We start from the raw sequence: 12,469 nt of genomic DNA, 5'->3' as shown, positions 1-12,469 counted from the left end.
GCACCAACAATTACTCAAAATCCAGCGCCGAACTCGAATTTGCCGATCGCACCAACGATTAATCAAAATCCAGCGCCGAACTCGAATTTGTCACCAGCGCCAACGATTGCTCAAAATCCAGCGCCGACAATTACTCAAAATCCAGCGCCGAACTCGAATTTGTCACCAGCACCAACGATTACTCAAAATCCATCGCCAACAATTACTCAAAATCCAGCGCCGAACTCGAATTTGTCACCAGCGCCGACAATTACTCAAAATCCAGCGCCGAACTCGAATTTGTCAGCAGCGCCCACAATTACTCAAATTCTCCCTGCTACCCCACCAATAAATCTCGCACCGATACTGACACCGGAACTCGCTCCGGCGCTCTCCAGTAACGGGCTTCCCAGCACAAATCCTTTATTTTCTGCCAGCTTGCAAGAGCAAAACCAGATATCTAATTCCTTGCAACAGCCTAATTCACGTCGCGAAACCTCGAATATTATTGACGTTTCCAGCTTGCCAGTTAACCCCAGCGCCATTATTTTTCCGGTAGAAAACAGATTTACCAGGGAGTTTGTCGATTACCTGAATTTGCCACAAACAAATAAACGCGCCACCCTGGAAGAGTCTCAAAAAATTCTTCGCAGCGTCGCACAAGGCACAGGTATCAAACCAGCTCTCGTATATATGAGCTTTGTACCCAATGGTTCTACATTCGATCGACCTTACAACAGTTCGCCGCTGTTGCGCGTAGAACAGCAAATTCAAAGCTCTGACGAACTCGAAGTAATGGTAATCGCCCCCGATAGCGCGCCCTTTCGCGTGCGGATCGCTGGAACCTCTCGCGCCGAGGTAATGGAAACTATTCGGAAATTTCGCAACGAACTGACTAATCCGGTAAAGCGCAACACTAAAACTTATTTACCTTTAGCTCAGCAGCTTTACCAGTGGATGATAGCGCCGATCGAGGCAGAGTTACAAGCCAAAGGTATTCAGAATTTATCTTTTATTGCGGATATGGGGTTGCGATCGATACCGATGGCGGCGCTACATGACGGGAAAGGCTTTCTGATAGAGCGTTACAGCGTCGGCTCAATGCCGAGTCTGAGTTTGACAGATACCAGCACCACTAAGTTGCCAAATACGCAAGTTCTGGCAATGGGGGCGTCACAATTTCCCAATATGAGTCCTTTACCTGCGGTGGAAATAGAAGTTTCGACAATTATCCCGCAGGAGTCGCCCAGTAAGTCTTTCTTGAACCAAGCTTTCACTCTGGCAAATTTGAAATCGCAGCGCCAGCAGTACCCTTTTGGGAGAATTCACTTGGCTACTCACGCCGAATTTCGATCGGGAAACCCCAGCGAATCCTTTATTCAGTTGTGGGATACTAAATTGCGTTTGAATCAGTTGCGGGACATGGGATGGGGCAGTCCGCAGGTTGATATGTTGGTTTTGAGTGCTTGCAGGACTGCTGTGGGCGATCGAGAATCCGAGTTGGGCTTTGGCGGGTTAGCCGTGCAAGCAGGGGTTAAATCGGCTCTAGCGACTCTCTGGTATGTCAGCGACGAGGGCAGTTTGGGATTGATGGCGGACTTTTACGGCCAGTTGAAAACTGCTCCGATGAAGGCTGAGGCCTTGCGGCAAGCGCAATTAGATATGTTGCGCCAAGAGGTGCGGATTGAAGGGGGAATATTGCGGACTTCTGTGGGTAATGTGCAGCTACCTCCGGAAATGACAAAGACAGGGACTCGGAATTTTTCTCATCCTTACTATTGGGCAGGTTTTAGAATGATTGGCAATCCTTGGTAATCAGATTTGTTGTATAGGTACGTAGTTGGGCTTTAGCCCTCTCGATCTACACGTCCAAAGAGCAATACGGTTGACTTAACGCTTTTTGACGAATATCATCTCACAAATGTTATCTCACAATTTTATAGGCAATACAGGCATTTTTTGCAAGTCAGATTGTTGTTAAGTCAACTGTATTGGTCTAAAGATGGTTCAAGCCCAACTACGTACCTTTGTCTCGCTCTAAAGAGGGCTAAAGCCCAACTACGTACCTTTTTTTATTAATATGATAGTTGCGTCTAATATCGTGTCCGGTCGATTGACCGCGATAATATCTGTTCGTAGTGCGGACTTCAGTCCGCAGCATATTGCGGACTGAAGTCCGCACTACGAACAGTATTGTAGGGTGCGTCAGCCCGCAGTGTTTTCCTGCTTCCCTTGGGGCAATCGAGCTGACGCACCCGGAGGGCTATTATCACAATTTAAATGCGAAACAGCTTATTGCGGACTGAAGTCCGCACTACGAACAGTTGTTTGTTATAGTAATCGACCGGACATGATATAATATAATATGCCACCAAAGCTTTGAGCGATGCTTTCTATAATTTCACATTTCTCCTTCGTGCTATAAAATTACCTTGCTTTTTAAGGGGTTAGGAATCTGTTTTAATTAAACCGTATTGCAGTATAAAAATGCTTGCATAACCTCTTGTATTCTCTAGCTCACGTCCTTTGGGAATATACTATTAAAAAAAGTCTCCTAGTTATCTAGAAGACTTCGATTGCTTATTCGATCGATAAGTTTTAAGGTAGAGATCAGGGCGTAGCTTTTTTGATTCTGTTTCGGTCTTAGAACAAGATAGCAGCTAGCATTTATAGCGCGCGATTTTTGTCCTGAGACTCAAACACGGAATAGATTTTTTTGGCAGTTTCTCCTGACACTCCACGCCCAGAATTTACGTCGAAAAAGTTAGCTACACGCAGATAATCGTGCCACTCTTAGAAACACACTTCCACGACGAGAAAGGAGTCGTGCGATAACAAGCCTTTGCCTCATACTTCAGACAGCTACCTTGCAAGCACACTTTAATTGATGCCTTCGCTAAAAGGATATTGGCTTGAAGTGTCTGGCACTTATTGAGACCTATATTGGCGCAGACTGCTTCAATTCCTGCTAGTTTCAAGCAGACTTTAAAGCCTGCCCCAACTTTGGTATAGCAAATTGCGATCGGGCCAACTATACTAAAGCAACCAGCCAGGGCTTCATGAAGCTCTAAAGTTGCAGCCATCTGCTGATCTGCTGCCATTACTTCCGCTGCTGCCGCTCCACCTTCTGAACTAACCATGGTGGCTAGTCCTTCCCCATCTAGGAATTCCAAGGGATCGTAGTCGAGTTCAATCATTTCATGGTTTGCCATCATCTTGTCTCCTGAATTTAAGGTTGAATTGTTGTCAATTAAATACCTCAGCTTTCACAGCAACTACATTGAGGCTGTTTGCTTTGTGTATGCTCTAATTCTCTTCAACCTAAACTCGGGCAACAATACGACGATCCGCGTATATGATTGTAAATAAAGTGCAACAAATTACTCGGGCAGCAGCCCCAATTTTTCCAGAGCAACCATCACAGCAGCCGTTCGGGTTTGTACGCCGAGTTTGCAATAAAGGTGCTCCAAATGTTTTCGCACTGTTCCTTCAGTGCAACCGACAACTTTAGCAATCTGAGCATTGCTTTTATCTTGGGAAATCCAGAAAAGAACCTCTGCTTCGCGTTTGGTGAGTCCTAGCAATTCCAGACCAGAAATAGAGAATCTTTGCAGTTCTTTTTCCTCCAACAGCAAGAGATATTGCTCGCCGATGGGTTCGGGAATCAGACGGACGCTCAACTGTTTTCCTGCTTGCTGAACGTGCAACGGTAAACAGCTAGATGGAACATTGCCGTTGAATTTAAGTCTCGAAATCTGTTGCTTGAACCAATGTTGTAAGAGTTCTGGCAATGAGTGCGGGGCGCGGGATAAAAAATACTGGCTCAACAGTTGTTCGGCGCGTTGAGCGATGAAGTGCACCTGTCCGTCTACAGCCAAAACGATCGCACCTAAGCGATCGAACATTTGCTGGAATTGTGCGAGTATTTGGTAAATTTTGCTGAATGCTGGGTTATTTGCCTCTGCCTGAATCTGGTGCAGCATCCTCGGATTGAGGACACAACCATCTTTCGCGATCGCCTTCTTGGGTACCACCGGTGTTAAAGTATCTGGAGCTGAGCCGCTGCGATCGCTCTCGACTTCGATAGTATAATGTATGTCGCTATGTTCGTAATTTCGAGCTTCAGCTTTTGCTGGTGGGAGTTTATCAAGATTTTGAGATGTCAAAATAACTTCGAGCTGCTGACTTTGTTTCTGTGAATTCACTGGAAAATCTCCATTTGCATAAACGATGAGAATGGCGAAACTAGATAGCCACAACCTCCGGCTATCTCGCTCATTTCACTATCATTAATTTCTACAGCAGTAGAAATGCACTCTGAGATTGTTTTGACTGTGAACGATTTAAGTTTCTTTTTTAATTGATAACACTGGCTAGCTGTGAGTTAACAGTCGCACGTTCGAGTGACTTGCACTTTTTTTTGTGTTGTGTTAGCTACATTCTAGGTTTATGTCGAGACTAACGCTCGATATAAAAAAGCAAAGTCGGGCGGGTTTTGCCTCGCTTCTCTCGTAGATTATTAGGCGGCACCCGCCCCTAAAAGATACTATGGTTTTTTTGCAACGATCTACTTAACTCAAGAAAATGCGATGCTTTTTGCAATTTATATTATTTTAAAATAGAATGATAAAAACCCGATCGCGATCGCCAATCGGGCTGAGTGCAATTATTTGTTCAATTAGAGCGAGATCCTTTTAAGCTTGAAAGCAAATAAAGCCAGTCCTGCACCTGCAACAGCCGTGGCAGCAATATTGCTAGGTTCCGGCACTGCTTCGGCAATGCTGAGCGCGTTGATACCCAAAGCGCGATCGCCCTCAGACTCACCAAGTATATAGTCATTGCCAGAACCACCATACGAACATCCCCACTTCATTGTCATGTCAGTAAAAAAAGCTTATCCTAGAGAATAATCTATCTAGAACGGAACTTACGCATCAAAACCAAAGAAACCGGGTTTTTGCAGAAAAGACGCGTTACAGCACGCAAAAACGCATAAAAACCCGGTTTCTGACCACCCGTGCGTAAGTCCTATAAAATCAACACCACAGCAGGCAAAAGCATGGAACAAACAACAATTATTCCCCTTGAACTCTCTGACGGTACGATCGTCAGAGTAGAAGCTACACCAATTGGCGACCAGGAAATTTCTTTTGATAAACGACCTTTCAAAGAAGCAACAGATGCCATCAAGGCAATTGCGAAAGAACTATCAGGGGTTTTGGAAGAAGTTAATCCAGATAAAGCCACCATTAAATTTGGTTTAGAGATTGCTATTGAATCTGGACAAATTACAACATTAATTGTCAAAGGTTCTAGCAAAGCCAACCTAGAAATTACTTTAGAGTGGAGCAAGTAATTCTAAGAAACGGAGGACACGGCAATGCCGTTTCCCTACGCCAAAATAATTAGGGCTTGCGGGGCGGGAAGCCATCGGAGGAGGACACGGCAATGCCGTGTCCCTACGCCAAAATAATCATAAACACTCGATGAGAGATGTAACTATCGACCGATTAATTGTAGGGACACGGCACTGCCGTGTCCTCATATCTCATAAGTATAGAGCGACTAATTTATAACACCTAAATATGACAGATATCGCTAAATTATTACAAGAATGCACCCTACGAGTGAGCGTTCCCGGTGGTCATGGAACTGGTTTTTTTGTGGCACCACAACTAATTCTCACCTGCGCTCATGTCGTTAAATCAGCTAATCATCAAAAAATCAATGTATTCTGGCAATACCAAAATCAGCAATACATTACTAGTCTTGAAAAGATTCTACCAGAAAAGCATCTAGATTTAGCAATATTAAAGTTAAATACCCCAGATTTAAATCATCCTTGCGTCAATTTTGAATCATTACATCCCGAACTGGGGGACGACTTATTTAGCTATGGCTATCCCCAGGATTGTCCCGATGGTGATTCTACTACATTTAAGTATGAAGGCCCATGCTCTAAAAGCAATTCACCACTGTACAAATTGAAAGAAGGACAGGCAAATTATGGAGCCAGTGGTTCACCATTACTCAATCAGCGCACCGGAAAAATTTGTGGAATTCTGAATATTTCTCGCAATCCTAACACGGATTTAGGAGGACGAGCCGTACCTGTAAGTATAATTTTTGCTCAATTTCCTGAACTAGCAGAACTCAATCAGCGGTTTCATCAAAAGAATTTACAAAAAACAGGTATCAATCCCTTTGACTACGGCACGCCAGTCTCGCCAGAACGCTTTTATGGACGGAAACAAGCTATTTTAGAGGTCAAAAGCCGGATTGGTGCGATCGCCTCTCAGAGCATCAATATAGTAGGAATGCGACGCAATGGCAAAACTTCCCTCTTGCGGTTGATTAGAGAACGCACGGAGATGTTTTGTCAACCTCAACAAAAATCATTAATTGTGACTTTGGATTTAGAATCTCCCAAATTTCACACGCCAGAAGGGATTATTGAGGGACTCCGACGGCAGATTTTAAAAGTAACAGGAACTGAACCTTGGAGGCAGGATGTTAATGACGATATTTATGAGGTGGAAGATGGTTTGAGGTTGCTGCAGGAACAGGGTTATCGCTTGATTGTAATCCTAGATGAATTTGAAGAAATTATGAAACGTTTAGAATTTTTTCAGGAGTGGGGAGAAGATTGGCGATCCAAAGCTTCTTACGGTATGTTGGCAATGATAATTGCCAGCAAACGTTCCTTCGTCCTAGACTGGAAACGGCGTTTTGAGACATCTACTTTTCCCAATATTTTTAGTACCACATTACTAGGTGCATTGGAGCAGAAATCTTGGCATAGTTTAGTGAAGGATGGATTTATCCAAAGTGGTGAAATGGATATTGTACCTGATAAATTAATCGAGTGGATTGATGAACTTGCTGGCGGTTTGCCTTTTTATGTCAAAATGGCAGCATCAATGTTTTGGCAGTACGGGGATTACGAACAAGCACGGACTGAGTTTATTTACCAAGCAACTCCCCGCTTTGAAGAACTTTGGGATAATTTGACGGCATCGGAACGTCAAATTATGAAAAATGCTGCTGGTAAAATTTCAATTCAATCTAATGCTGTAGTTGATAGCCTCAAGCTTCACGGTTTGTTGAGGTCAAATGGTGGATTATTTAGCAGTGCTTTTGCAGAGTTTGTGAGGAATCAACGATGAAGAGGTTTCTGCGCGAGACTTGGGAGTTGTGGTACTGGGCAATGTTTTGTCCTTCCAGGCTTCAGCAGCGGATGAATGAGTGGGCTCCGGCTGAGGAAAAGGATGGATTGCGATCGGATACACATTCCTGGGATATTCTGCTGCTGCGACAAAATTTTCGCTTCATTTCTCAGTTTGTACTGCTAATATTTTTGTTTAGTTTACCGCTGATGTGGGGAATTGCATTGCATGGTCATACCCTAGATTTGCTGTTGGTGTTTGGGGCGATCGCGATTGCTTATAGCATTGGCATTTTGTGTTTACCAATTGGTTTGCATATACCACTACTATTTTATTTTACTTATCCGGTCAATCCGCAAATTTATCTTCTTGGATTAGATCTAGTACAGGGTATTTTGGCTCCATACTGGTATTTTTTTCTGGCTGCTACTGGACTGATTGGCTTAATAATTTCGACTTTGACATATATGAGCACGAGTGATGAAGTCGAAATAACCAACTCCTCCCTAATAGTGTTAATCGTCGGAGGAATCGTCGTGGCAATCGTCATGGGAATCGTCGTTGGTAGCTTTGTGCAAAACACCCTGCAAATAATCGTGGTAGTCCTCGTGGGAGCTGTCGTGGGAACTATCGTGGGAGCTGTCGTGGGAACTACCGTGGGAGCTGTTGTGGGAACTACCGTGGGAATTGTCGTGGGAACTGTCGTGGGAAGTATCATGATTGTCATCATGGGAGGCATCGCGGCGATCGTTGTGGGAAGCATTGCAACTTTACCTTTACCTTTACCTTTATTTTTGCTAACTTGCTGGCTAATTGCTGCCAGTCTCTCACCAACAATGCAAAGTTGGTTAGTAATAATTACCGCAGTCACGCTAACAGCTTTAGGTTTCTATCATCACGGCTGGCTGTCATTTTTAGCAGTGCCAGTAACTTTGATGAGTTACTACCGATTACCAGATTATTTAATCCTCACATTAATCGACTTATTACTAGCAATCCTTTTAATAAAATCTTTCCAGCAGAATCCTGTGCGATTACTTCACTTACTACCCCCTTACACCACCGAGTTGGTTTGGCTGCCTCTCCTCAATCACGATCGCATTTTAGCTGCCGCCTTCCGTACCGATGCCTCAGCAACACTCGCAACTTTTCAGAAAATGCAAGCATTATCGCTACCATACTTAAGATTTACGATTGAACAGGCATTACCTCAAATTATTACAGATCAATTAACTGCGATCACAAATATTTCTGAACTAATCGGTACAGCAACACCAGAACATCCAGTTTTACCATTACTAGCACCAACATTCTATCAAACACAAACTCTAGAAAAAGAAATACAAATTATACAAACAGCATCCTCAAGCAATAACTCTATCCTTCGCATATGGTTCATTATCGCAAGTGTTTTACCCATTATTATAATAATAATGACAGGTATTACTTTAATAATCAATACAGGTATTACCCCAATATTTAATTCCGAATTCACCACGTCCATGTTAACGGCAGTAATGATAAGTATTGGTCCTTTCATTATGGTCGGTTTTTCCGAGAATTATTGGCGATTTGATATAGAAGATGGTACTGACATCAATAAGCTTTTGCCACGCCTGCAAATAATTGCTAAAGATGTTGATGCTGCTCTAAAAGGTGGGAATCCTGCTATTCAGGAACGTGGTTTAATGAACATCCTAAATAATCTTCGTTCCTTGGAAAAAAAACTGTATGGATTAGAATTCACAACACGGGCAGTAAAACGCTGGGAACCAGTTTTAGTAAGGTGGCAACGAGTAATCAAGTTAGAGTTGCAAGAACGGCAGCAACAATCTCAAGATGAACTACTTAACCCCTTCCAATACGGCAATCCACTGCGTTCTGACCGTGCTAATCTGTTCAGAGGTCGCCAAAAATTTGCCGATGAAATTGTCCGGTTAATTCTCGATCGCAATCGTCCCACCCTAGTCCTACACGGCCCCCGACGCTGTGGCAAAACCTCATTTCTGTATAACTTACCCCGCCTCTTACCCAGTAGCTTACTCCCCGTTTACCTAGATATACAAAGTCCCGCTATAACTACAGATGAAGCTGGATTTTGTCAAGGATTAGTTCGTGCCATCCACCGCGATAGTCGCTCTCAAGGCATCGAATTACCAATGATTCCCACACGCAAAGAATTTCTAGAAACTCCTTATATTACCCTAGAAGATTGGCTCGAACAAGCACTTCCCAGACTTGGAGAAAGACGGCTTCTCCTCAACCTCGATGAATTTGAAAAAATTGGCACTGCTATCAAGGAAAAACGCTTAAGTCTCAACCTATTTGACGAACTACGCCACCTGATTCAGCACTATGATTCCCTAGCTTTTCTCTTCTCCGGTGTCCAAACTCTAGACGAACTCGGCCCCAACTGGAGTAGCTATTTTATCAGCGTCGTCCCCCTCGAAATGACCTATCTAGAACCAGATGAAGCAGAAAGTTTACTAACTAATCCCGATCCTGAATTTGCCCTGCATTACGATCGCGGTATTGTAGAGGAAATTATTCAACTGACTCGCTGTCAGCCCTACCTGCTGCAACTCCTGGGCTCTGCTCTTGTCACTCAGGCAAACTTAAATCATACTCAATTGGTAACACCAGATTTATTGCAAGCTGCGATTCCTGAAGCTTTCACCAATGGCGAACCTTATTTTACTAATGTCTGGACTGAATTTACAGGTAATAATCCGGCAGAAATCATCGCTGGACAAGAATTTCTGTTAGAATTGGCAAATGGGTTAGCACCGGGTCATTCACAGGATTTAACGGATGCGGCGATCAGGCGATTGAGACGATATCATGCGATCGAGCAAACGGATAATGGTTATGTTTTTGAAGTGCCATTATTAGAGCGTTGGGTTCGAGAACGGGCTGTGAAAAATAGCAATTATTAATAAAGATTATGCACAGGTAATCAGATTGTTTAAACAATCGATCGCAATTGTCTAATCATCAAGCAGCTACTAAAAAAACATCTCCCCCAATTCCGTCAATCGATCGCCCTGCTGTTCCGTCATGCGTACCCGACAAAATTCTCTACTCGTTCCTGCTTGACTCGATTCAAACTCGCAATTGGCATCTCGAAAAGGAATCCACGCTCTATGTACTAATCTGAGTTTATCCTGATACTTAGGCTCAATTTTTCCCATCAGTTGTTGGTAAATTTGATTCAACTTGCGATCGGGAATTTCCAAATTAGGACTAATCGGTACTGGAATTTGGTTCTGAGTGTAACCTGTGAGTTCCGAGGCACGCAGTTTTGTCAACTGCGCGAGACATCCGTAGTAAATTATCGGATCGGCCGTTCCTCCAGCAACTCGGCTTCTGCGAAAATCGCAGTGAGCATCCCGAAATGCAATCCATAATTTTTGGGATTCAATTAATTGCTGTTTCCGATTGTTTGGTAGCTGTTGTTGAAGTTGGTTGTAAACTCGATTCAGCTTACTATTTTCTCGATCGTAATGTAATTGCGAACATATCCTCAGTTCCCTGTCAGTTATCGGCTTGCTACAATTCGGTTGTTGTGCTGTCAAAAAACCGGAGAAAGTGTTATAATTAATGGCGATCGCAATCTCGCTAAAACTGACAACTGTCGCCGCACTGCATCCAACGCTAAATAAGACTTTCCGCAACTGCATATAATTCATTCTGATAATTGAGCAACTCATAACATTACACACAGTCGCAATCTCACACAAGATCGTTCCCGGATGCACAGATGGTGAAAAACCTGTTTCTGGATTAATATTTTCCGTTTATAGCGACGATTTTTGCTAGAAACCGGGTTGTTTTGCCTCTCTGACTAAAGATAATTTTCGCAAAGTTTTCCTCAACATCGGGCGATGTTTCGTACAATGGCAATACACTTGTAGCATCTAAGCAAAAAGAGCGATCGCACTATGGGAATGACCATCACCGAAAAAATCTTGGCCAAAGCATCGGGCCGCACTAAAGTTGAGCCCGGAGATAACATCTGGGTGGAAACAGATGTGTTGATGACGCACGATGTCTGCGGGCCGGGCACCATTGGCGTATTCAAAAAGGAATTCGGCGATAATGCTAAAGTCTGGAATCCCGACAAAATCGTCTTAATTCCGGATCACTACATTTTCACTAACGACGAACGCGCTAACCGCAACGTCGATATTCTCCGCGATTTTGCCAAGGAACAAGGCATTAAATACTTTTACGACATCACGGATCGATCGAACTTCAAAGCAAATCCCGACTACAAAGGAGTTTGCCACATCGCCCTCGCCCAAGAAGGCCACACGCGCCCGGGCGAAGTGCTTTTCGGCACGGATTCCCACACCTGCAATGCCGGCGCTTTCGGACAATTTGCGACCGGTATCGGCAATACCGACGCGGCTTTTATCATGGGAACCGGCAAATTGCTGATTAAAGTGCCGGCAACGATGCGCTTTGTGCTCAACGGCGAACTGCCAGATTATTTGTTAGCAAAAGATTTGATTTTACAAATTATAGGCGATATCAGCGTTGCCGGTGCTAACTATCGATCGATGGAATTTGCCGGCGAGACAGTGGAACGTTTGACAATGGAAGAACGGATGACGCTGTGCAATATGGTGATTGAAGCTGGCGGCAAAAACGGCACCGTTGCGCCGGACAAAACTACGTTTGATTACGTTACTTCTCGGACTAACGTGCCGTTTGAGGCATTTTACACCGATGGTGATGCTACATTTTATAGCGATCGCACCTACGATGTCAGCAAACTAGAACCAGTCGTCGCCAAACCCCATTCCCCCGACAACCGCGACTTGGCCCGCAATTGCAGCGATGTTAAGATCGATCGAGTTTACATCGGTTCCTGCACCGGCGGCAAAACCTCGGACTTTTTGAGTGCCGCCCGAATTCTCAAAGGAAATCAAGTCAAAGTTCCGACGTATTTAGTACCGGCAACTCAGAAAGTTTACGAAGATTTGTTTGTTACTAAATACGACGGTCAAACCCTTTCAGAAATCTTCTTAGCCTCCGGCTGCATCGAACCCGCAGCGCCTTCTTGCGCCGCTTGTTTGGGCGGGCCGAAAGACACTTTCGGGCGGATGAACGAACCCGAGATTTGCGTGTCTACAACTAACCGCAACTTCCCCGGGCGGATGGGGAACAAAGAAGCACAAGTTTATCTAGCTTCGCCTTATACGGCGGCAGCTTCTGCGCTGACTGGACACGTAACGGATCCGCGCGAATTCCTGCGTTAGAAAGTAGTTGGTTTATGGTGTGCCACAACCGCAGAAGGTGCTTGTGGCATACCCTACGGG

9 protein-coding genes are annotated in these 12,469 nt (G+C 44.2%); 5 read left to right on the top strand and 4 right to left on the bottom strand.

The window, feature by feature from the left end:
• Positions 1-1,794, top strand: a 1,794-nt coding sequence (locus QZ938_RS14915; protein ID WP_293365561.1) for a CHAT domain-containing protein, incomplete at its 5' end; no start/stop codon positions are given.
• A 953-nt stretch (positions 1,795-2,747) separates the two neighbouring features.
• Here QZ938_RS14915 and QZ938_RS14910 read toward each other — a convergent pair.
• From QZ938_RS14910 to QZ938_RS14900, 3 genes are all read right to left on the bottom strand, one after another.
• On the bottom strand, positions 2,748-3,194 hold the full coding sequence (locus QZ938_RS14910) for a hypothetical protein (protein WP_293350382.1): 447 nt from the start codon (positions 3,192-3,194) through the stop codon (positions 2,748-2,750).
• 165 nt (positions 3,195-3,359) lie between these two features.
• Positions 3,360-4,184 carry a helix-turn-helix transcriptional regulator gene (locus tag QZ938_RS14905; protein ID WP_293350385.1) on the bottom strand — a complete coding sequence of 275 codons (825 nt, stop codon included), beginning with the start codon at positions 4,182-4,184 and terminating at the stop codon, positions 3,360-3,362.
• Positions 4,185-4,657: 473 nt separating this feature from the next.
• Positions 4,658-4,852: a PEP-CTERM sorting domain-containing protein gene (locus QZ938_RS14900; protein ID WP_293350388.1), complete on the bottom strand. Its 195-nt coding sequence runs from the start codon at positions 4,850-4,852 to the stop codon at positions 4,658-4,660.
• Positions 4,853-5,038: 186 nt separating this feature from the next.
• Between QZ938_RS14900 and QZ938_RS14895 the strand changes: the two genes are divergently transcribed.
• From QZ938_RS14895 to QZ938_RS14885, 3 genes are all read left to right on the top strand, one after another.
• A complete protein-coding gene (locus tag QZ938_RS14895) occupies positions 5,039-5,335 on the top strand; it encodes a CU044_2847 family protein (RefSeq protein ID WP_293350391.1) in 297 nt (98 codons plus the stop codon).
• 229 nt (positions 5,336-5,564) lie between these two features.
• Positions 5,565-7,145: a trypsin-like peptidase domain-containing protein gene (locus tag QZ938_RS14890; RefSeq protein WP_293350394.1), complete on the top strand. Its 1,581-nt coding sequence runs from the start codon at positions 5,565-5,567 to the stop codon at positions 7,143-7,145.
• Positions 7,142-10,081: an AAA family ATPase gene (locus QZ938_RS14885; RefSeq protein WP_293350397.1), complete on the top strand. Its 2,940-nt coding sequence runs from the start codon at positions 7,142-7,144 to the stop codon at positions 10,079-10,081. Before QZ938_RS14890 ends, QZ938_RS14885 begins: the two co-directional genes overlap by 4 nt.
• 69 nt (positions 10,082-10,150) lie before the next feature.
• On the opposite strand, the gene QZ938_RS14880 is transcribed toward QZ938_RS14885, so the two are convergent.
• Entirely contained in the window at positions 10,151-10,834 is a 684-nt protein-coding gene (locus QZ938_RS14880) for a lysozyme inhibitor LprI family protein (protein WP_293363090.1), read from the bottom strand.
• Between the two features lie 252 nt (positions 10,835-11,086).
• On the opposite strand from QZ938_RS14880, the gene QZ938_RS14875 reads away from it, so the two are divergent.
• The gene (locus QZ938_RS14875) at positions 11,087-12,409 is read left to right on the top strand and encodes a 3-isopropylmalate dehydratase large subunit (RefSeq protein WP_363318799.1); all 1,323 of its coding nucleotides are present in this window, start codon (positions 11,087-11,089) and stop codon (positions 12,407-12,409) included.
• Positions 12,410-12,469: the final 60 nt, after the last annotated feature.

This window comes from Microcoleus sp. CAWBG27, assembly GCF_020883145.1.
Taxonomy (GTDB): Bacteria; Cyanobacteriota; Cyanobacteriia; order Cyanobacteriales; family Microcoleaceae; genus Microcoleus.
Note: the sequence above shows the minus strand (reverse complement) of the source record. Positions and strands in the feature narration are given on the sequence as shown.

What these genes read in the sequence shown, in the direction of transcription:
- QZ938_RS14910 (WP_293350382.1), bottom strand. Translation starts at nt 3,194, where the DNA reads ATGATGGCAAACCATGAAATGATTGAACTCGACTACGATCCCTTGGAA.
- QZ938_RS14900 (WP_293350388.1), bottom strand. Translation starts at nt 4,852, where the DNA reads ATGAAGTGGGGATGTTCGTATGGTGGTTCTGGCAATGACTATATACTT.
- QZ938_RS14895 (WP_293350391.1), top strand. Translation starts at nt 5,039, where the DNA reads ATGGAACAAACAACAATTATTCCCCTTGAACTCTCTGACGGTACGATC.
- QZ938_RS14890 (WP_293350394.1), top strand. Translation starts at nt 5,565, where the DNA reads ATGACAGATATCGCTAAATTATTACAAGAATGCACCCTACGAGTGAGC.
- QZ938_RS14885 (WP_293350397.1), top strand. Translation starts at nt 7,142, where the DNA reads ATGAAGAGGTTTCTGCGCGAGACTTGGGAGTTGTGGTACTGGGCAATG.
- QZ938_RS14880 (WP_293363090.1), bottom strand. Translation starts at nt 10,834, where the DNA reads ATGAATTATATGCAGTTGCGGAAAGTCTTATTTAGCGTTGGATGCAGT.
- QZ938_RS14875 (WP_363318799.1), top strand. Translation starts at nt 11,087, where the DNA reads ATGGGAATGACCATCACCGAAAAAATCTTGGCCAAAGCATCGGGCCGC.